Annotated in this window: 20 protein-coding genes; 5 read left to right on the forward strand and 15 right to left on the reverse strand. The window is 66.2% G+C overall.

Annotation, left to right across the window (positions count from 1 at the left end):
- Nucleotides 1–33 precede the first annotated feature (33 nt).
- Both AC1DES_RS16075 and AC1DES_RS16080 read left to right on the forward strand, forming a co-directional pair.
- Entirely contained in the window at nucleotides 34–1,974 is a 1,941-nt protein-coding gene (locus tag AC1DES_RS16075) for a TRAP transporter large permease (protein WP_476896706.1), read from the forward strand.
- Nucleotides 1,975–1,992: 18 nt separating this feature from the next.
- Complete coding sequence (locus tag AC1DES_RS16080; protein ID WP_476896707.1) at nucleotides 1,993–2,883, forward strand: NAD(P)-dependent oxidoreductase; 891 nt, start codon at nucleotides 1,993–1,995, stop codon at nucleotides 2,881–2,883.
- A 158-nt stretch (nucleotides 2,884–3,041) separates the two neighbouring features.
- On the opposite strand, the gene AC1DES_RS16085 is transcribed toward AC1DES_RS16080, so the two are convergent.
- The 5 genes from AC1DES_RS16085 to AC1DES_RS16105 all read right to left on the reverse strand — a co-directional run bounded on the left by AC1DES_RS16085 (nucleotide 3,042) and on the right by AC1DES_RS16105 (nucleotide 6,899).
- Complete coding sequence (locus AC1DES_RS16085) at nucleotides 3,042–3,443, reverse strand: (R)-mandelonitrile lyase (RefSeq protein ID WP_476896708.1); 402 nt, start codon at nucleotides 3,441–3,443, stop codon at nucleotides 3,042–3,044.
- Between the two features lie 7 nt (nucleotides 3,444–3,450).
- Nucleotides 3,451–3,783, reverse strand: a complete 333-nt coding sequence (locus AC1DES_RS16090) for a carboxymuconolactone decarboxylase family protein (protein WP_476896709.1) — start codon at nucleotides 3,781–3,783, stop codon at nucleotides 3,451–3,453.
- A 138-nt stretch (nucleotides 3,784–3,921) separates the two neighbouring features.
- Complete coding sequence (locus tag AC1DES_RS16095) at nucleotides 3,922–4,803, reverse strand: aldo/keto reductase (RefSeq protein ID WP_476896710.1); 882 nt, start codon at nucleotides 4,801–4,803, stop codon at nucleotides 3,922–3,924.
- Nucleotides 4,804–4,821: 18 nt separating this feature from the next.
- Nucleotides 4,822–5,337 (reverse strand): alcohol dehydrogenase catalytic domain-containing protein, encoded by a 516-nt coding sequence (locus AC1DES_RS16100; protein WP_476896711.1) that lies wholly within the window; start codon nucleotides 5,335–5,337, stop codon nucleotides 4,822–4,824.
- A 113-nt stretch (nucleotides 5,338–5,450) separates the two neighbouring features.
- On the reverse strand, nucleotides 5,451–6,899 hold the full coding sequence (locus AC1DES_RS16105; RefSeq protein WP_476896712.1) for an MFS transporter: 1,449 nt from the start codon (nucleotides 6,897–6,899) through the stop codon (nucleotides 5,451–5,453).
- Between the two features lie 102 nt (nucleotides 6,900–7,001).
- Between AC1DES_RS16105 and AC1DES_RS16110 the strand changes: the two genes are divergently transcribed.
- Nucleotides 7,002–7,883, forward strand: a complete 882-nt coding sequence (locus AC1DES_RS16110) for a helix-turn-helix transcriptional regulator (protein ID WP_476896713.1) — start codon at nucleotides 7,002–7,004, stop codon at nucleotides 7,881–7,883.
- A 220-nt stretch (nucleotides 7,884–8,103) separates the two neighbouring features.
- The gene (locus AC1DES_RS16115; protein WP_476896714.1) at nucleotides 8,104–8,835 is read left to right on the forward strand and encodes a lytic transglycosylase domain-containing protein; all 732 of its coding nucleotides are present in this window, start codon (nucleotides 8,104–8,106) and stop codon (nucleotides 8,833–8,835) included.
- On the opposite strand, the gene AC1DES_RS16120 is transcribed toward AC1DES_RS16115, so the two are convergent.
- Entirely contained in the window at nucleotides 8,772–9,071 is a 300-nt protein-coding gene (locus AC1DES_RS16120) for a hypothetical protein (protein WP_476896715.1), read from the reverse strand. The genes AC1DES_RS16115 and AC1DES_RS16120 overlap by 64 nt on opposite strands.
- A 145-nt stretch (nucleotides 9,072–9,216) precedes the next feature.
- On the opposite strand from AC1DES_RS16120, the gene AC1DES_RS16125 reads away from it, so the two are divergent.
- Nucleotides 9,217–10,683, forward strand: a complete 1,467-nt coding sequence (locus AC1DES_RS16125; RefSeq protein ID WP_476896746.1) for an MFS transporter — start codon at nucleotides 9,217–9,219, stop codon at nucleotides 10,681–10,683.
- Nucleotides 10,684–11,096: 413 nt separating this feature from the next.
- Here the strand turns inward: AC1DES_RS16125 and AC1DES_RS16130 are convergent, their stop codons facing one another.
- The 9 genes from AC1DES_RS16130 to AC1DES_RS16170 form a co-directional block, all read right to left on the reverse strand.
- Entirely contained in the window at nucleotides 11,097–12,062 is a 966-nt protein-coding gene (locus AC1DES_RS16130; RefSeq protein ID WP_476896716.1) for an NAD-dependent epimerase/dehydratase family protein, read from the reverse strand.
- A complete protein-coding gene (locus AC1DES_RS16135) occupies nucleotides 12,059–14,770 on the reverse strand; it encodes an alpha/beta fold hydrolase (RefSeq protein WP_476896717.1) in 2,712 nt (903 codons plus the stop codon). The genes AC1DES_RS16130 and AC1DES_RS16135 overlap by 4 nt, the downstream gene beginning before the upstream one ends.
- Nucleotides 14,764–15,786, reverse strand: coding sequence for a 3-oxoacyl-ACP synthase III (locus AC1DES_RS16140; protein ID WP_476896718.1), 1,023 nt, complete (start codon nucleotides 15,784–15,786; stop codon nucleotides 14,764–14,766). The genes AC1DES_RS16135 and AC1DES_RS16140 overlap by 7 nt, the downstream gene beginning before the upstream one ends.
- A gap of 268 nt (nucleotides 15,787–16,054) precedes the next feature.
- On the reverse strand, nucleotides 16,055–16,792 hold the full coding sequence (locus AC1DES_RS16145) for a hypothetical protein (protein ID WP_476896719.1): 738 nt from the start codon (nucleotides 16,790–16,792) through the stop codon (nucleotides 16,055–16,057).
- Nucleotides 16,793–17,057: 265 nt separating this feature from the next.
- Nucleotides 17,058–18,518: a rifampin monooxygenase gene (gene rox / locus AC1DES_RS16150; protein ID WP_476896720.1), complete on the reverse strand. Its 1,461-nt coding sequence runs from the start codon at nucleotides 18,516–18,518 to the stop codon at nucleotides 17,058–17,060.
- Nucleotides 18,519–18,790: 272 nt separating this feature from the next.
- Nucleotides 18,791–19,525 (reverse strand): SDR family oxidoreductase, encoded by a 735-nt coding sequence (locus AC1DES_RS16155; RefSeq protein WP_476896721.1) that lies wholly within the window; start codon nucleotides 19,523–19,525, stop codon nucleotides 18,791–18,793.
- A 2-nt stretch (nucleotides 19,526–19,527) separates the two neighbouring features.
- Nucleotides 19,528–19,791: a hypothetical protein gene (locus tag AC1DES_RS16160; protein ID WP_476896722.1), complete on the reverse strand. Its 264-nt coding sequence runs from the start codon at nucleotides 19,789–19,791 to the stop codon at nucleotides 19,528–19,530.
- Nucleotides 19,788–21,242 carry a purine-cytosine permease family protein gene (locus AC1DES_RS16165; protein ID WP_476896723.1) on the reverse strand — a complete coding sequence of 485 codons (1,455 nt, stop codon included), beginning with the start codon at nucleotides 21,240–21,242 and terminating at the stop codon, nucleotides 19,788–19,790. The genes AC1DES_RS16160 and AC1DES_RS16165 overlap by 4 nt, the downstream gene beginning before the upstream one ends.
- 124 nt (nucleotides 21,243–21,366) lie before the next feature.
- Nucleotides 21,367–21,663 carry a hypothetical protein gene (locus AC1DES_RS16170; RefSeq protein WP_476896724.1) on the reverse strand — a complete coding sequence of 99 codons (297 nt, stop codon included), beginning with the start codon at nucleotides 21,661–21,663 and terminating at the stop codon, nucleotides 21,367–21,369.
- Nucleotides 21,664–21,824 lie beyond the last annotated feature (161 nt).

Raw genomic sequence — 21,824 nt, forward strand, 5'->3', positions numbered from 1 at the left:
CGCCCCGGCCCTCCCGCCAACATCCCGCTCTCAATGTCGACAGTCTGGAAGAACATGAAACGCACGCTCGCTCCCGAGGAACTCGAGGAGGTCATTCCCTCTGACGCGGAAGAGATTCTGCATCACGATCACGTCCGGCCAGGCTGGAGCGGCGCCGTCGGGCTCGACAAGGTCCTTGAATGGACCGTGGGCGCGGCAATCCTCGCCGAACTTGTCGTCATCCTGCTGAACATCATGGTCAGGCTCATCACCGGTGATTCGGTGCTGTGGACGCAGGAAGTGTCAGAAATTGCGCTCCTGACCATTGCCTTCCTCGGCGGAGCCATCGCGTACCCCAAGGGCGCACACATGTCGGTGCAGGCCCTGATCATGCGGCTGCCCGCGGCGTGGAAGCCCTATCTGGCTGCCCTGGTCGACTGGCTCGTCTTTGTCATGAGCGCGGGGGCATTCGCGCTCTTCGTGCCCACCCTGGCCCAGCAGATCGACGAGAGGACGCCCATCCTGCAGCTGCCGGTGTTCTGGGTTTCCCTGCCGTTCTCCACCGGCATGGTGCTCATCGCGTGGTTTGCCCTTATCAAACTCTGGCGCCAGGAACGCCGGGCCGTCCTGACCGCCGCCGGGATCGCCGCGGCAATGGTCGCCGTCGTCGTGCTGGCCCCGCCCTTGTTCTACTACGCATCGCCGAACGTGCTCCTGGGAGTGGTGCTCGCGGTCCTGTTCCTGCTGCTCTTCCTTGGCCTGCCCATCGCGTTTGTCCTGGCACTGGCCTCGGGGATCTATCTGTACCTCGGCGGCATTTCCGATGTCAGCGCCATTCCGATCGGCATGGCTTCCGGGGCAAAGGGCTTCGTGCTCCTGGCGATCCCGTTCTTCATCCTCGCCGGAACGATCATGAACTCCGCCGGCCTGACCCTGCCGCTGGCCAAGCTCGTCGACGCCCTCATCGGGCACCTGCGCGGCGGCCTGCTGCAGGTGGTTGTGGTCACCATGTACATCTTCTCCGGCATCTCCGGCTCCAAAGTCGCCGACGTCGCCGCCGTCGGCACCACCATGCGAGGCATGCTCGAAGAGCGCAAATATCCGCGCGGCGAGGTGGTCGCTGTCCTGTCCGCCTCGGCCATCATGGGCGAAACCATCCCGCCCAGCATCGTGCTGCTCGTCCTCGGCTCCATCACCACCATCTCGACTACCACCCTGTTCCTGGCAGGCTTCCTTCCCGCGGCGTTCCTCGCCCTCGTCGTCATGGCCCTCGTCTTCCTGCGGGCCCGCAAGCAGGGCGGCGTCGCCAGCCCCAAGACCACCTGGCGGGCACGCGGTTCAGCAACCTTCTTCGCCCTGCCCACCCTCCTCCTTCCGGTCGGGATGGTGGTGGGAATCCTCAGCGGCTTCGCGACGCCTACGGAGGTCTCCTCCGTAGCCGTGGCTTACGCATTCGTCCTGGTCGCCGCATACCGGCGGGGCAGCAAGAAACTCCTCGGGGACACCCTGCGCGAAACCACGACGACAGCGGGCATGGTGCTCTTCATCATCGCCGCCGCGTCGCCCCTAGCCCAGACCCTCGCCCTCGCCGGCGTCTCACAGCAGATCCACGACCTCATGTCCGGACTCGGCGACTCCCCAATCCTGTTCATGCTCTTCACTGTGATCCTGCTCACCATCATGGGCCAGTTGCTCGAAGGCCTGCCCGCAGTGCTCATCTTTGCTCCGTTGCTGCTGCCGATCGCCACCGACTTTGGCGTCAACCCCGTGCAGTATGCGATGGTGCTCATCATCTCCATGGGCATCGGCTCCTTCGCACCCCCCGCGGGCGTCGGCTTCTACGTCGCCTGCGCCACCGCTCGCGAAACAGTCGAAAACAGCCTCAAAAATTTCTGGCCATACCTGATCGCCCTGTTCATCGGGCTCCTTGTACTTGCCGCCGTTCCCTGGTTCAGCACCTTCCTCCCCGCCCTCGCCGGGCTCATCCCCTTCTAACCCAGGAGCGCGACAACAATGGACGATTCTTTCTCCGGACTGCCCGCGTCCGTGGCCCTACTGGGAACGGGTCCCATGGGCGCCCCGATCGCCGGCAACATCATCGCCGCGGGGGTGCCTCTGGCGCTCTGGAACCGCACGGCGACCAAGGCCCACGCAGTTGGCGGGGGCACGGTCGTGGCCACCCCGGCGGCCGCGGCCAGTGAGGTGGTGCTGACTGTATTGCCCGACCTGCCGCAGGTGGCAGCCCTTCTTCCCGGTGACGACGGGCTGCTGGCCGGGTGGAAGACCGCCGGCATAGAGCGTCCAATCCTCGTGATTCACGGGACGGTATCCCCGGTGGCGGTTGCGGAGTTCGCTGACGGCTGCCGGCGCAACTGGGGAGTGACCGTCGTGGACGCACCCCTCAGCGGCGGCACCATCGGTGCCAAGGAGGGCAGGCTGAGCATCATGGTCGGCGGTCCTCCCGGCGCGGTGGAACGCCTCACACGACTGTTCGAATTGTATGGCTCGACCGTCGTGTGGTTCGGCGAGACCGGTGCCGGGTCAACGGTGAAGGCATGCAACCAGATCGTCGTAGCCGCCACCGTGACGGCTTTGGCCGAGGCAATGGCCCTGGCGAGCACTGCCCGCCTCGACCTGGAGAAAGTCCAATCCATACTTGCCGGAGGTCTCGCCAATTCCGAAGTGCTTGCCCAAAAAGGGCAACGATGGATTGACCAGGACTTTGAAGGTGGCGGCTCAGCGAAAAATCAGCTCAAAGACCTCCGCTTCATCACAGACCTTGCCGGGCATACGGGATTGAAACTCCCGTTGGCCAAATGTCTCCAAAGCGCATTCGAGGACATGATCGCAACCGGCGACGGCGACCTGGACCATACAGGCATTTACCGAACAATCCTCAAATAGTCCGACGTGCATGGCGACTTTCCCAGGGATGTGCAGGACTGTGGGATTCTCGGCGACGGTTGCGGCACATCCGATGAGGGCGGCCACCGCCTGACCCAAGAGAGCCCCTTCGGGATTACCTGAGGTGCCTCTGAGCAGTGGTACACCTCATGCGCTGGTTAGAGGCCGTTGTACTCGTCGTCTGTGATGTGCTCGTTCCAAGTGGTGGTCTTTGACGGGTCTTCCCCGTTTTGGAGCATGGCAATGTGTTCCATGAAGCAGCCGGGGGCGGCGGCGTGCCAGTGCTCCTCACCGGGTGGGGTGTAGACCGTCTGGCCCGGGTGGACTTCGATGATCTTTCCGTCCCGGGTACCGAAACGGCCTACGCCTTGGGTGACGCGCAGGTACTGGCCGTGCCGGTGGGAGTGCCAGGCAGTACGTGCTCCGGGCGCGAAGCGGACGGTCGCGACAACCATCGTCTGGTCGCTCTCATGGGGCAGCGCGATGGGATCCAGCCACACGTCGCCGGCGAATTGGGCTGGCGGGTTTTTGGTTGTCGGCACATTGGGTTCGATGTTCATGAAGTCCTTACTTGTTGTCTGTGAAGAGTTGCTTGGCGACGCCCATCGCAGACATGCCCTTGGGCCAGCCGGCGTAGAGCGTGACATGGGTGATGGCTTCAATGAGCTCCTCCTGGGTCACACCGTTTTCGATCGCGCGGCCGAGATGGAAGCCCAACTGCTCGGTGTTTCCGCCAGAGGTGAGCACGGCTACCGTGATGAGGCTGCGATCGCGGGCGCTCAGTTCGGGCCGGTTCCAGACGTCCTCGAAGAGTACGTCGTCGGTGAGCTCGGCAAGCTTCGGGGCGAAGTCACCGAACATTTTTCGGCCGCCTCCGAGCTGTTTGGGATGGTCAGTCATGATGATCCTTACTTTCGGTTTCAAATCTGTAGTTGTCCGCTGGCCCGAACTTCGTGGGACTTTCCTGCCACAAGGGGCTGACCTGCACACCGGTGCGGCCAAGGGGACGCTATTCCATAGTGGTTCCTTCTCTCTGCCTTACGCTTCGGGGATGACCAGGGCGAAGCGCTCCTCGCGGGCCTCGTCGGGGTCCGGTCCGTTGCGGACGCCGGTGTCGAGCGAGTCGATGGCGGTGAGTTCGTCGGTACTGAGTTCAAAGTTGAAGACGGCGAAGTTTTCGGCGATGCGTGCCGGGTTGGTTGATTTCGGGATGGCGGAGCGGCCCTCCTGCAGGTGCCACCGGAGCATGACCTGCGCCGGGCTCTTGCCGTGCGTCTCAGCGATCGCGGCGATGTCGGGGTCCTGCATGACGTTCTTCCGCTTCTCGCCCCAGCCGGGATAGAAGGTGATGCCGCCGATCGGTGACCAGGCCTGCGTGATGATGGCGTTAGCGGCGTCGGCTGCCTGGACAGCGGGCTGCGTGAAGTAAGGGTGCAGTTCGATCTGGTTCACGGCCGGGACAACGTCGGTTGCGTCGAGCAGCTGCTCCAGGTGGTGGGGCATGAAGTTGCTGACGCCGATCGCCCGCACCCGCCCGTCAGCAAGCAGCGTCTGCAGGGCCTTGTACGCGGCGATGGTTTTCTCGAACCGGTCAGGGGCGGGCTGGTGCAGGATGAGCAGGTCCAGGTAGTCGACGCCGAGTTTTCCTGCTGCTTTGTCCCAGGCGTGCAGGGCCTGGTCGTAGCCGTAGTCACTGACCCAGACCTTGGTCTCAACGAAGACGTCCGAACGATCGACGCCGGAACGGCGGATGCCTTCGCCGACCTCCCGCTCGTTGCCGTACGCGGCGGCAGTGTCGATGTGCCGGTAGCCGGTGGCAAGCGCGGCTTCGACCGCTGCCGTGGTCTGCTCGGGAGCGCTTTGGAAGACGCCGAGCCCGATGGCGGGCATGATGACCCCGTTGTTAAGTGTGATGTCCATGTGATCCTGATTCTGTCGTTACGGGCGTACGAGTACTTTGAGCGCTTCGCGGGCGGCCATGGCCTGATAGCCGGCAGGATTGTCGTCCATGCCGATGGTGCGGTCGAAGACCTTGCCCGGGTCGATGGTTCCGTTGAGCACGAGAGGCAGCAGTTCCTCGATGTATGCGCGAGCGGGTGCGACGCCTCCGGTGAGGGTGATGTTGCGCATGAACTCGGGGAAGCCGAGCGGAACTTCGGTGAACTGCGGTGCACCGACACGGCTGATGACGCCGCCGTCACGGACGACGGCGATAGCCATCTCGATCGCCGGGCCGGTAACCTCGGAGCCGAGTTCTTCGACGATGCCGACGAATTCGTGGCCCATGCGTGATCCTTCAGCGGACTCCGGCCTGGAGGCGTAGGGCCACAGGTCGCTGCCGCAGATGCAGCCGGCGACGACGCGCACGATGGCGTCGGTGGGCTCCTGAATGGCGGGGTTGGGGACGGTTTCGACGCGCACGTCCCCGGCGCCGAACATCAGTGTTGCTCGCATGTTGAGATTCCTTAGTCGGTTATCGGCCAGTTTCCAGTCAACACCGGTCACGCACTTCTTGGGAGTCACGGCTGATCAGGGTACCGACAGAACCCCTCTGCGGGGTTGGTGGTTCAGCGGGCGGTCCCGGCCAAGGCCACGGGCCGCGCCGCAAGCAGCGCCCCAGTGCGTCGCTCGGCCAATTCTGCGGGCAGGATGAGCGCCGCGGCGACTGCCAGAGCCAGGAGCAGGAGGAAGCTGCCAGTTGTAAGCGCGGCGCTGACCTGCGCGGCCAGGCGTGCCGCAACCGGCCCGGAAGGGACGGTGGCTGCGGCCGCGACCGCAATGCCGAGTCCCAGGCAGGTGCCTACTTGGTGGAAGGTGTTTACCAGGCCCGATGCCGCGCCGGCGTCGGCCGCGGGCGCACCGACGATACCGAACGAGGTAAGGGGCGCAAAAGCCAAGCCCTGACCGGCTCCGATAAGGACCATCGGCAAAGCCACGTCCGTCCAGTACACGGAATCGACCCCCACCCGGCTGAGCCAGAACATCCCGGCGAGGGTCAGCAGGATCCCGGCCAAGAGGGCAACCGAGCCGGGCATCCGCCCCACCAGCCGCGGGATGGCCATAGCGACGGCGAAGTTGACCGCCGTCATGGGCAGGAACCCGAGACCGGCCTGCAGCGGGTCGAAGCCGAGCACTTCCTGCAGGAACTGGGTGGTGAAGAAGAAGAATCCGATCATCGCGCCCAGGTAAAGGAAGCGCGCCACGTAGGCGCCGGTGCGGCGGCGGCTCCTGAACAGGCGCAAGGGCATGATGGGCTGGGTGGCCCTGCGTTCAATTAGCACGAAGACGATCAGGAGTGCGACGCCGGCGCTGACGGCTGTGAGCGTAACCGGCGAGTCCCAACCGGCGTCGGTGGTGTTGATGATGCCGAACACGAGCGCGCCGACACCGAGGGTGGCGCTGAGCGCGCCGAAGACGTCGAAGCGGCCACGGGCCCGGCCTGTTTCCGGGAGGAACCGCGGTGCGAGGGCGATCATCGCGGCGTCGATGGGTACGTTGACGAAGAACCCTGCCCGCCAGGAGATCCAGTGGGCCAGTGCCCCGCCGATGACCAGGCCAAGGCTGGCGCCGATGCCTGCGGTCGCACCATACAAAGCGACGGCCCGGGTCCGCTCACGGCCCTCCGGGAAGCTCGCGGTGAGCAGAGACAGCGAAGCAGGTGCCACAATCGCCGCCCCGATACCCTGGACCCCCCGGCCGGCGATCGCCCACCAACCTGCCGGGGCCAGCCCGATGAGCAGGGACGCGATCGAGAACACCACCAGCCCGAACACGAAGACGCGCCGCCGCCCGAGGAGGTCACCTGCCCGGGCGCCGAGCAGGAGCAGACCGCCGAAGACCAGCGTGTAGGCGTCCTGCACCCAGGAAAGCTCGCCGGTGCTCAGTCGCAGATCTGCCTGCAGGCTCGGCAGGGCGGTGAAGATGACGGAGTTGTCCAGCAGGATCATGAAGTAGCTGGCGAGGATAATCGCCAGGATCGCGGTCGAATGGGCAGCGGTTGTCGGTGCAGGGTTCATGATTTCCATGCAACCGTGATTTCGTAGGGGCCGGGAGTCACTGTCGTTCCGGGTACTGCCAGTCCCTCCCTCGTTCCGGGGCGGCGGCGTAGCGTGGAGGCCATGACACACAGCGACGACGTGCGGAAATTCCTGACCTCCCGCCGTGCAAGGGTGACGCCCGAGGAGGCCGGCCTCCCGGTCTACGGCGGCAACCGGCGCGTTACCGGGCTGCGCCGCGAGGAGGTGGCGATGCTCGCCGGGATGAGCGTCGATTACTACGTCCGCCTGGAGCGGGGAAACCTCTCCGGCGCCTCGGACAGTGTCCTGGAAGCCTTGGGTCGTGCATTGAAGCTCGACGACGCCGAAACGGCCCACCTTTTTGACCTGGCCCGCGCCGCCACCGCCTCCCCGCGGGTGCGGCGCAAGCGCAGCCCCCAGACTGTGCGGCCGAGCGTGCAACGAGTCATCGATGCAATCACGACGGCCCCGGCCTGGGTCCGCAACGACCGCGGGGATGTCCTCGCCGCCAACGAACTGGGCCGGGCGCTCTATCTGGACATGATGGCAGAGCGGGTCACCCCGCCGAACAGCGCACGCTTCACCTTCCTGAACCCGAAAGCGCGGGAGTTCTTCGCCGATTGGGAACGCGCAGCGGATGACATCGTCGCAGTCCTGCGCTCCACAGCCGGAAAGAACCCGTACGACAAGGACCTCACAGACCTGATCGGTGAACTCTCAACCCGCAGCGAGGAGTTCCGCACCCGGTGGGCACGGCACGACGTGAAGTACCACCGGACCGGCCGGAAGCGGCTCCACCACCCGGTCGTCGGGGATCTTGACCTAAGCTTCGAAGCGCTTGAACTGCCCGGCGACCCGGGACTGCGCATCAACGTGTACACGGCAGACCCGGGGACACCCTCCGAGGACGCGCTGAAAGTCCTCGCCAGTTGGACGGCCACCCAGCGCGAAAAGACAGTGGCCGCGGTCAAGGAGAAAAAATGACCGTTCACCGCAAGCGGCCCCATACGCCGCAAAGCTGTCGGAGGTAGCGGGACAAGGGAACGGTGGGATGCCGTGGTGCTTATAGAGCGTTTGGTATCAGGTCCGCGCGGCCGGCCAAAGCACCCGCGACCGACCCGACTTGGTCCGATGAGAACCGTTTCGTCAACCGGTCACGGAGCTTGGATGGTTTGATTAGTCCGTGCTCCGTCTAAAACGCCTTATGGTTTCCAGCCTGTTCGCGATTTGCGTCATCACCGCATTCTCGTTCTGGGCAACCCGGCAGCCCGGCGCAGACGCCCTTGGGGCCCTTTCTCCACCGCCGCGGGCGGGGGCGAAACTTGAAATGCTCTCCACCGGCATGACCACCGCCGTGAACGTAACCCGGAGCCCGGATGCCCAGTGGCTGACCCGGGCTGCAGCGCAGACCGGGATCCCTGCCCGCGCGCTCCGGGCCTACGTTGCTGCGGCAGCCACGGCCAACGACTCCGCTCCGATGTGCGGGATCGGCTGGAACACCGTGGCGGCTGTCGGCTTCGTCGAATCCGCGCACGGAACTTATGGCGGCGGCAGCCTTAGCGCTGCAGGGCAGGCGAGCGGCCCAATCGTGGGCCCGAGTCTCGATGGCGCCGGATTCGCCGCCATCGCCGATACGGATGCGGGTGTCCTGGACGGTGACGCCCGCTGGGACCACGCCGTCGGACCCATGCAGTTCATTCCCTCCACCTGGCAGCTTGTAGGGCGGGACGGGAACGGGGACGGAACGGCGGACCCGTTCAATATCGACGATGCCGCCCTCAGCGCGGCGACCTATCTGTGCGCGCACGGCCGTGACCTCTCAACCGCGCAAGGGTGGACCGATGCCATCTACTCGTACAACCAGTCCGATCCCTACGTTCGCCGGGTGCGGGCCCAAGCCACCGCATACGCCGCGAAGACGGGCACCGCCGAATGAGTGAAGGTCCATGGCGGTGGATGCAAGGGGCCCGGTGAAGCCACGAGGTGCTCCAAGCGGCCGGCGGGGATGTTGGAGGCGTTGCCTTCCTCCGACTTGGCCAGCAGTTCCCTGAAGCGGCGCCGGTTGCCAAAGGCCACGTCGCGCAGAACCAGCAGCGCCCAGGCGGCGCCGAGGACCTCGAGCGCCGCTTTGATGGGGCGCCGCTGGGTCTTCCCCGGCGTATTGCCCGTCACGGTCGAAAGGGACGCCCGCCATCCGTGGAATTCCCGGCGGGGTCCGGGACTATTTCCTTGAATCAAGCAGTTATGCAGCTGGAACCGGACTGGGTCTGCGCGCAGCGCTCTTGGATGACGACGGGAATGAGATTACGTGACGACAATGCCTGCAGAGGGAGTCGGCTTCCGCTCGAAGCGCGGACCTATACTGATTTCCCTGATGCTCTCGACGGGGCTGGTGGCGATCGATTCGACGATCGTCGCCACGGCCGTGCCGTCGATCGTGCATGACATTGGAGGGTTCGCGTCCTTTCCATGGCTCTTTTCTGCCTACCTGTTGGCGCAGGCCGTGTCCGTGCCCGTCTACGCGAAGCTCTCCGACGTCGTCGGCCGTAAACCGATCATCCTGATCGGTATCGGGCTGTTCCTGCTCGGTTCGATCCTCTGCGGAGTGGCCTGGAGCATGCCGGCCCTCATCGCGTTCCGTGTGCTGCAGGGCCTGGGCGCGGGAGCAGTCCAGCCGATGGCGATCACGATCGCCGGCGATATCTATACGTTGACTGAGCGGGCGAAGGTGCAAGGCTACCTTGCGAGCGTGTGGGCCGTGTCCTCCGTCGTTGGCCCGACGCTCGGGGGCGTGTTTTCCGCACTGGGAATTTGGCGTGGGATCTTCCTCGTGAACATCCCACTTTGCCTCCTCGCAGGGTGGATGCTGCTCCGAACGTTCCATGAGAAAGTCGAGCGCGCCAGGCACCGGGTCGACTATCTGGGGGCAGGCCTGCTGACTGTCTCGCTGACCCTGATCATTCTTGGGGCCCTCGAAGGCGGCCAGGCGTGGGGCTGGACCTCCGCCATGAGCGTTGCGGTGTTCGCCGGCGGGGCACTCTTGTTCGCCGCGTTCATCCTCGTCGAGCGGAGGGCCGCCGAGCCCGTCCTGCCGCCGTGGGTCGTCTCCCGGCGGCTGCTGGCGACGACGGCACTGATCTCCTTTGGCGTTGGAGCGGTCATGCTTGGCCTCACCTCTTACGTTCCCACATTCCTCGAAGGAGCCCTCTCGACCTCCCCGATCCTGGCCGGCCTCGCGCTGGCAGCGTTGACGATCGGCTGGCCGATCAGTGCGTCCCAATCGGGCCGGTTCTATCTTCGGATGGGGTTCCGCAAGACCGCGATGATCGGCATTACTATCACGGTCACCGGTACAGCAGTGCTTGCCCTCACCGCGTCTGCACCCAACGTTCTCCTGGTGGCGGCGAGTTGCTTCATCGTAGGGCTCGGCCTCGGGCTGGTAGCCACCCCGAGCCTCATCGCCGCCCAGTCCAGCGTCGACTGGAATGAGCGCGGAGTTGTCACCGGTACCAATCTTTTCGCGCGGTCGATCGGCAGTTCCATCGGTGTCGCGGTTTTCGGGGCGGTTGCCAATGCGATCTACGCAGGCACTCCGGGCGGCAATACGGATCCGCACACAGTCGTCTCGGCCTCCGGGGCCGTTTTCCTGGCCGTACTGGCCGGTGCCGTACTCACAGTCGTCGCCGTTTTCGCGATGCCCGCCTCAGACAACAAGACCACCGCTCACCCGACCATAGAACCCGAGTCGGCCGCCGAGTCCAGTACGGCATCTTCACAGGATTAGGACCGCTCCCAGCCTCTGGTCCGTATGGCAACCGCCAGGACTGCCCGTTGCGGTGAAGATCCAGACTTGTTTCAGCGCCACCTGATGGGGCGCCAGGAGACGAGGGATGCCCGGTTTGGCTCGCTGCCGTAAGACGGAAAGGGGTGTGCACCGTGTGCACACCGTCGGCTCCGGATCGGGTCAAATTGGCCCGGTTCGGGCCGGATTTGGGGCCGGTGCGCAGGCGGTGCCGAGGAGGAGGGTCGTGGCGATCTCGGACCAAACCGCTGCCGATAGTGGTCGGTAAGTGTTCCCGTGCTCCGTGGTGTCCAAGAAGCCGGCGGCGCGGGGCTCGGCGTGGATCTGCAGTTGCACTGAGGAAACGCACATCAAACGGGCGACATTGGGCATGTCCGGTCCATTGACGGCAGATTTCAACCGTAGTACTCGGCCAGCCTGACCAGGCCCTCGTCAAGCGAGACGGCGGGGGTCCAGTTGAGGAGTTTGCGGGTGTCTCGCTGGTCGAACCAGTGGGACATGGAGAGCTGCTCGGCGAGGAACCTGGTCATCGGCGGCTCATCTGCCCGGCCGGACCGGGTCCACACTTTCTCCACGACCGATCCTGCAGCACGCGCGAGGCTGCCCGGCACCGTCCACGACGGCGCGGGGACGCCCCCGGCGGCGCAGATGCCCGCCAACAGCTCGCCAACCGGGCGGGGTTCGCCGTTGCTGACGACGAGCGCCCGGCCGTGGATGTGCTCCAGGCGATGTAGCGCGGCGACGATGGCCGAGGCCGCGTTGTCCACGTAGGTGGTGTCGATCAGGGCTGCACCGGCGTCGAGCAGCGGCAGGCGGCCGCGGCCGGCGCGTTCCAGCACCCGTTCCACCAGTTGCGTGTCGCCGGGGCCCCAGACGATGTGCGGGCGCACTGCCGCGACCCGGAAATCCGGTACGTCTGCGGCCAAAGCCAGCAGTTCGGCCTCGGCCTTGGTGCGGGAGTAATCGCCGTGCGCGCGGGCCGGGTCCGCTGGCTCGGCGCCCAGCCCGGCGATGGCGGCCCCGGAGTTGGCCACGGACGGGGAGGAGACGAACACCACGTCCCGCACGCCGGCCTCGCGGGCCGCACGGAGCAGGCGGCGGGTGCCTTCGACATTCACCTCGTCGAAATCCGCGGCGTGGCCGGTGAAGGAGACCTTCGCGGCCAGATGGATGACGCCCTCGGCGCCGGCGACGGCGCGACGGACGGCGAGTCCGTCCGCGATGGACCCCAGGAGGTCAGCGGCGCCACCGACGCCTGAGGGGCGGCGCTGGAACGTGGTGACGGCGTGGCCTTGGCTCACCAACAGCCGGGCCACAACACGACCGAGCAGGCCGCTTGCGCCGGTGACGAGGACCCTCATGGCCTGCCCGGCCGGCCGCCGGCCAGCACAGCCGAAGCCCACCGCGACAGGCGGGTCCTGTCGATCTTGGCGTTGTGGCGGATGTCGGTCGGCTGGGAGGGGACGACGAGCACGGCGGAGATGCTGACGCCGGCCTGACGGGCCGCGTTCCTTACCCGCCCGGCGAGCTGCGGCGCGGCGGGGCCGGCCCGGCGGGCGGGAGGTACAGTCTCGACGACGGCGACGACGGCCTGGGTGCCGGACGGGCCGACCCCGACGACACCGGCCCGGCCGACGTCGTCCAGTCGTTCGATGGCCTGCTCGGCGCCCACTGGCGTCACTACGGTGCCCGGCGCCGTCACGACGTGTGCGAGGCGTCCCTCGACCCAGAGCCGGCCAGCCGCGTCGAGGTGCCCGACGTCGCCGGTGCGGTGCCATCCGGGGGTGCGGGCGCTTTCGCGTTGGGTCAGCCAGAGCCTGTCGTAGGTTTCCTTCACGTGCGGGGCGCTGACGAGGATCTCGCCGGTCACTCCCGTCTCCGTGCCGGGGTGGTTCCCGGCTGCGGTGCCGTCGACGGCGAGCGGGATGATGGCTACGCGGGCGCCGTGCACCGGCTGGCCGACGCACACGCCGTTGCCGGCGCCCGCCATGGTGCCGGCGGCGGCGTCGGCCCCGGCGGCGCGGATCTGTTCGAGGCTGATGTCGGTGACGGGCAGCGCCTCCGTCATCCCGTACGGGGTGTGCAGGGAAGCCCGGGGGAGCAGCCGCTGCATCTCCGCGAGGAGGGATTCGGGGACGGGGGCGCCGGCGGAGAGCAGCAGCTCCACGCGTCCCATGGCCTCGTGCCCGGGCCGGTCCAGACCGCCCCGGGTCGCGAGGACGTTGCGGAGGGCCGCGGGCGAGGCGAAGACCACCGTGGCGTCGATCGCCGCGGCGGCGGCCGCCAGCGCCCGGGCCGTCAGGGTGCGGGGCGCGGTGACGTCCATGGCGGGCGTCACCGAGACTGCTCCGAGCGCCGGTCCCAGCAGGGCGAACGGCGCGAAGCCCGCCACCAGGCGGGCGCCCGGGCGGATCCCGAGCGTCGCGGCCACGGTATCCCGCATCGCGGCAAGCTGCCGGTGGGTGTAGAGCACTCCCTTGGCGGGACCGGTGGAGCCGGAGGTGAAGAGCACGGCGGCGGGGGCGTCCGCGTCGGAGGCCAGGGCCGGACCCCGGCAAGGGTGTTCCGGGCTGAGGCTGGCTCCGCGGCGGGCGAGGGCGGTGAGGGAGGTTTCGACGCCGAGGAGGCGGCGGCGGGTGGCCGGCAGGTCCCGTACACTAATGCGCCGTCCCGGCCAGCCGAGCATCGAGGCGGCCGCCAGCGCCTTGTCGATTCCGATGAGGAAATCCGGGGTGGCGCCTTTCACGGCGCGGCTCAGGCCGCGGGCGCCCAGGCCGGCGTCGGCCACGACCACCACCGCGCCCAGCCGCAGGCAGGCGTAGAGGACCACGGTCAAATCCACGCCCGGAGGCACCATCAGGCTCACCCGGCTGTGGTTCCCTACACCGGCTGTCTGCAGTCCTGCCGTGAGGGCCGCAATGTCCTGTTCCAGCTCCCGCCAGCTGAGCGCGCGGGAAACGCTGCCATCAGCGGCCATTTCCGCGACGGCAGTGTCTCCGCCGCCAGGTCCGGCCGCCAGTGCGGTGAGCGGCGCCCAGAAGGGCGGGACCTCGGCGACGGGCACCAGGGGATCGGCCCCGTCCTCGAGCGTGGAGCCGTCGGCCGGGGCGTCCGTCCGCTGAAGGCCCGCTCCGCTGTCCCGGCCGAGCCCGGCAAGCCACTCGAAGACGGGGGCGGCGATGTCCCGGTCTTCCGCGACCAGGTGGCCGGCACCCTCGAAGCGGTGCACTTTCGCGTCCGGCAGCCGGCTGACGAGGTCCTTGAGGTACCGGTCGGAAAAGATCGGGTCCCGCGGGCCCCAGAGCATCAAAACCGGAACCCTCAACCCGCGCAGGCCTTCTGCGACGCGGTTTAGGGCCGGGAAGCTGGGGTGGGACGCGTCTGCGGGAATGTCCGCGACGAAGTTCCCCACGCCGGCGCGGCGGTCGGCGCCGCGGTAGGGGGCCATGAAGGCGCTGCGGACATCGGCGGCGAGCGGCGGGCGGGCCAGGGAATGCGTCACGCGCAGGAAGGTGTCCGACGTCGTCGTTCCCCAGCGGTGCACCGCAGGGTGCAGGGCAAGCCGCAGCGCCGGCGGGATGCGGGAGCCGGAGGGCTGGTGGACGGCGGTGTTGGTCAGCACCACCCCGGCGAGCTGCTGCGGATGTGCCACGGCCCAGCCGAGGCTGATCACGCCGCCCCAGTCGTGGCCGACGGTGACCACCGGCCCGACGAGTCCGAGCGCGGCGGTGAGGTCGCCGAGGTCGTTGATCCGGTCCGCCAAGCGCCGGAACGAACCGGTGCGCTCGGAGAAGCCCATATCCAGCTGGTCCACGGCCACCACCCGCCACGGTTGTGCGGGGTCGGAGCCGGCGGCCAGCAGGGTCCGCCACAGGTAGGACCACGTCGGGTTACCGTGCACGCACAGCAGGGTGCCGGCAGGGGTCAGGCCGCGGCGCGAGAGCTGGGCACGGTTGTCGAGCACGTGCCAGCGGCGCACGGTTCCGGGCCCGTCCACGGCGGAGGTCGACGCCACATCGATGTCCCGCGACCACTCGGGGTCGACGCCGGGCCAGTCGGCGGCTACCAAACGATTTCCACCATAGCGGTGTTCAGACCGGACCCGACGCCCATGCACAGCACGCGGTCCCCGGCCCCGAGAGTCTGCGCTTCGGCCGCGAGGGTCATGGGGAGGGAGGCCGGGCCCACGTTGCCCCAGTGCGGGAACGTGATCGGCACCTTGTCCGGATCCAGGTCAATGGCTTCGATGATGGCCTGGGTATAGGCATTGCTCACCTGGTGCGTGACGTACCGGTCCATCGAGGCCCAGTTCCACTCCGGCTGGGCCTCGTGCCAAGCGTCGACCACGAGCTGCAGGCCGCCGTCGAGCAGGCCCCTGGTGTCGGTGGCCATGCCGTCGATGCCGCCCACACACAGTTCATGGTGCTCGGTGCCGGCGCGCATCACGCCGCCGAGGATCCGGTGCGCCCCCGGGTGCAGGTCCGCCGGGCCCAGGACGGCCGCAGCGGCTCCGGAGCCGAGGGTAAGGGTGGCGAACTCGCGGTTAAAGTCCTCGCGGGTCGTCTCGGGCCGCTGCAGCCGGGCCAGGGTGGCCTCCTGCGTTGCCTGGGCATCCTCACCGTTGACGATCATCGCGTACTTGATCTGGCCGGAGTCGATCATGTTGGCCGCCAGCGTCATGCCGTTGACGAAGCCGAGGCAGGCGTTGGCCAGATCGAAGTTCATGGCCGACGACGGCAGGCTTAGCCCGTGGTGGATCTTCACCGCGACGGACGGTTCGAGGTTGCGCCGCGTAACGGAGGTGTTGATCAACAGTCCAATCTCGGACGCTCCTATGCCGGACTCGGCCAGGGCCTTTGCGCCTGCCTCGATGGCGGCGTCGTCGAACGATGTCCCGGGTGCCCACCAGCGCCTGTGCGTGATGCCGGCGACCCGTTCAAGCAGCTTCGGGGGGACCCTCAGCCGCCGCAGGGTCACAGCAAGCTTGCGGTCGAAATCCACGGAGCTGACGATCCTCGGAGCTTCGACGCTGCTCACCGAAAGCAATGCGGTGTTGCTGTGCCGGAATGTTGCATTCCCTACCAATTCAAGCCCCTGTTCATGTCCGTCCTGCGTTCCGACGGTTGACTGCACCTTTTAGCTCACGCCCAAGGGCTTAACTATGCCCCGTTTCTGCATATTCCGCGGCGCGCTCCATTGCATGAGTGGGATCATCACCGTTGGTGGCCCGTTGTGTGGGCCCGCCTTTTTGTTGTTCCCTGGGTCGGCGGGCGCCGGCATCCTCACCGTGTCAGGCAAAGCAACGGCCGGGCAGCCATGACGACTGCCCGGCCTCGCCGGTAAAGGGACGCTGTTATGCGGCCGGTGCTGCCGCGGCCTTCTTCCCGAGGGCCTGGGCGGCCTTTTGGATCTGGGCACCGTATCCGCCGTCGAGCGCGGTGTCCTTGATCTTTTTGGCCTGGGCGTCCAGGTCAGCCGGTGCGGCGTCCTTGAGGGTCTTCAAGTCAGCCTGCAGGTTGGCCGGGAGCTTTGCGAGAAGCTTCGGGTGGCTGATGACCTGGTCAGCGACTTTTTGCAGCCCGGCACCCGGGTTGGCGGAGCTGAAGGCGGTGCGCAGCTCCTGGCGCAGACCGGCGACACCGGTCGCAGTCTTCTCCGCAGCTTCCGAACGCTTCTGGATCTCGGCGCCGTATCCGCCGGACAAGGCTGTGGTCTTGATCTTGAAGGCGGCCGCCACCCGGTCAGCCGGGGCTGCGTCCTTGAGCGCCTTCAGGTCAGCCTGCAGCGCGGCGGGGAGCTTGGCGAACACCTGCGGGTGGTTCACCAGGGCGGCCGCTGCCTTCGCGGCGTGGTCGCCCGCTGCCTGCGGGCTGTCCGCCCTGATCTGCAGGAAAGCGCCGAAGCCGTGCAGGCCAGCGTGTGCTGCTGCTTTCGCTCCGGCAGACGGGGCGGCCGTCGCAGTCGCCGAGGGGGACGGGGACGAGGGTGAAGCTGAGGCGGCACTGACGCCCGCGGCGGCCATGGCGCCGGCGGCCAGGACCGCTGCTGCTCCCACGCCGAGGCGGGTCTTCAATGAGGGGGTTGTCGGCATTTCTACCTGTTTCCTTCCGCTTTCGAATCGTTGCGGGCCGGAGTACTTTTTCCGACCTGAAGTCACTGTACGGACCGAGGCTGGGTGGCAACTGAAAGCAATCTCCCGATTCGTCCAACCGGGCTCAGCTGCGGAGGGGCTCATTTATGAGGTCCACGGCAATCGCGGTGCGGACGGCACGCCCGCGACCAGAGCGCGCAGCGGATCCATTTTCGCACCGCCGGGATTCCGGGCCGATGGTGGCCGCACCTCCGCCGGACGCAGTTTATCGGCGGGCATCCGCCCGGCAGGCCGCGCTCTGGGAGGCGGCTCCGAACCATGTCGGCAGGTGGCGGAGCAGGTCGTTCTGGTCTTCGCCGATCCATGCGACGTGGCCGTCGGGTCGGAGCAGGACGGCGGGTGCGTCCAGTTCTCCGCTGACGTCCGCGACCTGGTCGATCCGGTCCGTCCATCCTGTCACGGAGAGTTCGCCGGTCTGGTCCAGCAGGAGCCCGCGGCCACCGCGAGTGAGCTCGTAGAGACGACCCCGTGTCAGAGTGAGGTCGCGCAGTCGTTTGCCGAGCAGCTCGGGTCCTTCGCCGAAGTCATAGCGGACCCCGATCGCGGTGACCTTCTCGGCCAGGAAACGGTGGACGTCCTCGAAGTCCATCAGCTCGGTGAGCAGCCGGCGCACGGCACGCGGGCCAGGATCGGCGGAAAGCAGCTCGCTCTGGGCGCGGGTGATGGTCAGTACATCTTCGGCGACCGGGTGACGCTCGGTGTAGTAGCTGTCCAGCAGCCCTTCCGGCGCCCACCCGTTGACCTCGGCGGCGAGCTTCCAGCCAAGGTTGAAGGCATCCTGGATTCCCAGGTTCAAACCCTGCCCTCCCAGAGGCGGGTGGACGTGCGCGGCGTCGCCGGCCAGGAGAGCCCGGCCCACTCGATAGCGTTCGGCAAGCCGGGTGGCGTCGCTGAATCGTGACATGAAGCGTGGTGAGTGGGCGCCGAAGTCGGTTCCCGCGTAGGCCCGCAGCTGCGTGCGGAACTCCTCCAGGGTCGGGGGGACCGAGCGATCCTCAGTCACGGCCGCCGCGGGCACGACGGCGCGGTGCAGGCCGTTTCCGGCGGGACCGATGCCGAACCCCTTGTGGGTCTTGCGCACCTCCTCCGCCACCTCGGCCAGCTCGGCCGCCGACGCGGTCACCTCAACCTCGCCGAGGAGCCACTCGGTTTTCGCCGGCTCGCCGGGAAAACCAATACCGAGCAGTCTGCGCACCAGGCTCCGTCCGCCGTCACAGCCGACCAGCCAGCGAGAGCGCAGCCGGGTGCCATCGGCCAGCTCGACCCTCACCTCGTCCTCGTCCTGTTCGATACCCGCCACCTCCCAGCCGCGGCGAATTTGTGCGCCGAGCTCGACGGCGCGCTCGGCCAGCAGGCGATCGGTGACCGGCTGGGGGATGCCGAGGACGTAGCCGTGTGCGGTGTCCAGGTTCGCCGGCCCAGGTTTGTCGATCCCGGCGAAACGGCCGACGCCGCCCGGGTACTTTTGTCCGTGGGCGAGGAACCGGTCCAGCAGCCCGCGCTGGTCCATGATCTCGATGCTGCGCACGTGCAGGCCGAGGGAGCGGACCGCGTTGCCCGGCTCCGCGTCCTTCTCCAGTACGAGCACGTCCACGTCGTGCAGTCGCAACTCGCTGGCCAGCATCATCCCCGTCGGGCCGCCGCCGCTGATAATCACGTCGTGCATGTGAAACCCCAATCCAAAAACTCACCTGCCGGCCCACGGTTCCGAACGGCGAATTCGCCCGGCGCAGTCCGATTTCCGCAGGTTTTCTGCCGCGGCCAACCATTGTCGTCGATGGTAGGGGCCTTGCGGCAAGCCCCCGGGCGGGCTGTATTCTGAGAGTGGCAAGGAGATTTATTCACCTCGCCTTTTGCATGCGCCGGGTCGGCTTGCGAAGAAGTTAAGACGCCCGCGCGAACCGCACGGGACGAGAACGCAGGCGGAGCCGCGGCGATTTAGAAGTGAGAATTAAGACGCTCGAATAACGCATCTCTTTGGTCCATCATACTGGCAGCCTGGCCAATGGCTGTTTGAAGAATATTATTTTCCAGGGCCTTTATCGCGTCGTCAATAAATTCATTTACCGGCATCCCGCCATGTGTTTGGCCTTTATCCTCGCGTCGATCGTGGCCAAGCTCGGTATCCACTGACGGAGGCGCGATCTCATAGACGCTGATGCCCGTTTCTTCAAGCTGCTTACGCAATGAGAGTGACCATGAGTGAACGGCCGCTTTGGTTGCACAATAGACCGGCAGAAATGCGATTGGTGTATAGGCCAGTCCGGAGGAAATATTCACGATGGCCGATCCGGGCCGTTCCCTTAATTGTTCCACCACTAACGACGACAGATGCATCGGAGCAACCAGGTTTGTCGCAATTTCCCGCTCAACTGCCGATAGGTCGATCGGCTTGGCCAGGTCGCCCGTGAGTTGTATGCCCGCATTATTAATGAGAATGTTCAGATCGGGGCATTCTTGAATCGCGCGGCGGACCAGGTTCTCCCGAGACGCCGCCTCCGTCAGATCGCACTGGACGGTGACGAGGTCCGGGTATTGCGCTTTGAGTTCCTCTAATCGATCGTTACGCCTGCCACAGATGATGACGGTATTTCCCAGTTCCAGGAAATGCCGCGCAAAGCCTTTGCCGATACCGGACCTACCACCCGTTATGAGTATGGTGTTCCCGGTCAACCTCATAGTTCCTCCTGGGGCAGTAAGCCAACCTTGCCTTGGTAATGTTCTTCTTCTAAGAATTTACAGGCGTCACGAACGTCGGTCAGCTCGAAAGTCTGCGCCTCCGGCACTTCAATTGCCCCCGAGACGATTTCATCAAGCAGGGCGCGATGCGGCACCGTTCCCGACCCGCGGCTTCGGCGCCGCCGGACAGGCGGGGGAGTTCCGGCGGGGGTGAACCGCACGTCGACGTCGCCGGTCGTTTGCCCGACGGTCCGCGTCATGGCTCGACGTGAATTCTGGCGGCTTCCTCAAGTTCGAGTGCCTGCGTCCGCGCTAGACGCATTTCGGCTGCGGTGTCGATGCGGCGGGTCAGCACCCAGTAGAGGAAGGCTGCCACCGGCAGGCCGATGAACAAGGAGATGTCGGCGCCACCCATGGCTGCAGCCGCCGGCCCGACGAAGAGTTTTCCGGCGGCGAAGAACGGAATCATGACGGCGAAGCCCACAAGGTACGCGGTGATTCCTGGCCAGCCCCAGCGCCCGTAAATCCCGTGGGGGTGGAAGATTTCCGCAATGGCGTAGTGGCCCTTTCGGACGATGAAGTAGTCGGTGAGGTTGACCGCCGTCCACGGGATGAAGAAGTAAAGCACCAGCAGCAGGAAGTCGTTGAAGTTGGCGAGGAAATCGGCGGATGCGATGTTGGCGAAGACGAGCGAGATGGCCGCGGTGATCACGATGGTTACGACGCGGATTCTGACGGTGGGCCTGATGCGCCGCAGGCTGTCGATGGAGGAGATCAGCGTCAGGGAACCGCCGTACATGTTCAGCGCCGTGACGGACAGGAGCCCGAGGGCGGCGATGAACAAGGCGATCGATCCGAAGCCGGGGAACAGCTTCTCCGCCGTGTCCTGAATCGAGCCGATGGTGTCGAAGCTCTCGCCGGCTGCCGCGGCGATGAAAGAGCCCAGGAACATGACCCAGATACCGCCCAGCGCACTTCCCCAGAACGTCCATTTAAACGTCCCGCGGCCGGCATCCGGGGGGAGATAGCGGGAATAGTCCGAGACGTAGATGGCCCAGGAAATCTGGTAGCCGGCCGCCACGCCCAGTTGCCCGAGGAATGGGACAAGATGGAAACCGGCTAAATCGAATGAGCCGGCGGGAACGTCAAGGTGGGTCAGAACCGCGGCCGTCAGCAGCGCCAGCATGATGATGGTCAAGTAGGTCAGATAGCGCTCGAAACCGTGAATCAGGTCGTATCCGAAGAGCGCGACGGCGGCGGCGATGATCGTGACAACCCAGAACCAGAGCGTTTCGTTTCCGATGTGAAGTGACCCTGCGACGGCCTGGCCGGCCAGGACAGTGTTGAAAACATTGAATCCCGCGTACTGCAGGTAGGCGAACAGCCACACCAGCAGTGCGCCCACGTAGCCGAACTGCGGCCGGGACTGGATCATTTGCGGCAGTCCCAGTTGCGGACCTTGCGAAGAGTGCGCCGCCATGAACAGGGTGCCGACCAGCACTCCGAGGGCGATCGCAATCAAGGACCAGATCAGGTTCCCGCCGGTCGTGATGCTAATCAGCCCCACCGCCAGCGTTGCTATCTGCGCGTTGCTCATGAACCAGAGGGGGCCAATGTGGGAAACCTTACCGTGCCTCTCATTCAGAGGTACGTAGTCGATCGACCGGACTTCCAGTCCCCGACCCGTCGCCGGACTTGTGGCTGTACTCATGGAATATCTCCCTGGATAGGCAAAGACGCGCCAGCCTTATGCGGCAACTGGACTCAGCAGTTCTGAGAGCAAAGCTCGGAATGCCGCCGAGGGGATGGGGGTCGGGCCGGATTCCGGGGGACGGTCATGCCTCTGCGCCGGGGGTGAAGTAATTGTGGGTGTCCAGATAGGTCACTTTTGGTGGCCCCGGGAACCCTGCCTCGGCGCTGAAGGGTCCGATTTGCTCTTTGGCGAAGGTGTCGTAAAGCTCCTTCGTCTGCCAGAGGTCCGTGACGAGGATCCCGTCGTCCGTGGCCGCCACCCAGTGTCCGAGGGCCCCGGCGGGGCCGGGCCCTCCGGGGGTGAGACCCATTTTGCCGATGACCTGGTCGTATTGCTCCAAGGTGGCACCGGAGAATTCCATGATGACTGCGACGGCCATGTCCCTCTCCTTACAGGCGGCAGGTCGCAGGGCAGCGGCCCGCAATTGATTTGATACGGCATGGTCTACGCTCAACCAGCGCGTTCGTCAACATATCGCGGGTGCTGGTTGTGCGTCCCATCCCCGCCCCCGCCCCCGCCGTCGCGATTGATGCTGCCGTG

Source organism: Arthrobacter sp. 05T442 (assembly GCF_056395945.1).

Coding starts and splice junctions, on each gene's coding strand:
- AC1DES_RS16075 (WP_476896706.1), top strand. CDS start 34: ATGTCGACAGTCTGGAAGAACATGAAACGCACGCTCGCTCCCGAGGAA.
- AC1DES_RS16080 (WP_476896707.1), top strand. CDS start 1,993: ATGGACGATTCTTTCTCCGGACTGCCCGCGTCCGTGGCCCTACTGGGA.
- AC1DES_RS16085 (WP_476896708.1), bottom strand. CDS start 3,443: ATGAACATCGAACCCAATGTGCCGACAACCAAAAACCCGCCAGCCCAA.
- AC1DES_RS16090 (WP_476896709.1), bottom strand. CDS start 3,783: ATGACTGACCATCCCAAACAGCTCGGAGGCGGCCGAAAAATGTTCGGT.
- AC1DES_RS16095 (WP_476896710.1), bottom strand. CDS start 4,803: ATGGACATCACACTTAACAACGGGGTCATCATGCCCGCCATCGGGCTC.
- AC1DES_RS16100 (WP_476896711.1), bottom strand. CDS start 5,337: ATGCGAGCAACACTGATGTTCGGCGCCGGGGACGTGCGCGTCGAAACC.
- AC1DES_RS16105 (WP_476896712.1), bottom strand. CDS start 6,899: ATGAACCCTGCACCGACAACCGCTGCCCATTCGACCGCGATCCTGGCG.
- AC1DES_RS16110 (WP_476896713.1), top strand. CDS start 7,002: ATGACACACAGCGACGACGTGCGGAAATTCCTGACCTCCCGCCGTGCA.
- AC1DES_RS16115 (WP_476896714.1), top strand. CDS start 8,104: ATGGTTTCCAGCCTGTTCGCGATTTGCGTCATCACCGCATTCTCGTTC.
- AC1DES_RS16125 (WP_476896746.1), top strand. CDS start 9,217: ATGCCTGCAGAGGGAGTCGGCTTCCGCTCGAAGCGCGGACCTATACTG.
- AC1DES_RS16130 (WP_476896716.1), bottom strand. CDS start 12,062: ATGAGGGTCCTCGTCACCGGCGCAAGCGGCCTGCTCGGTCGTGTTGTG.
- AC1DES_RS16145 (WP_476896719.1), bottom strand. CDS start 16,792: ATGCCGACAACCCCCTCATTGAAGACCCGCCTCGGCGTGGGAGCAGCA.
- rox (WP_476896720.1), bottom strand. CDS start 18,518: ATGCACGACGTGATTATCAGCGGCGGCGGCCCGACGGGGATGATGCTG.
- AC1DES_RS16160 (WP_476896722.1), bottom strand. CDS start 19,791: ATGACGCGGACCGTCGGGCAAACGACCGGCGACGTCGACGTGCGGTTC.
- AC1DES_RS16165 (WP_476896723.1), bottom strand. CDS start 21,242: ATGAGTACAGCCACAAGTCCGGCGACGGGTCGGGGACTGGAAGTCCGG.
- AC1DES_RS16170 (WP_476896724.1), bottom strand. CDS start 21,663: ATGGCCGTCGCAGTCATCATGGAATTCTCCGGTGCCACCTTGGAGCAA.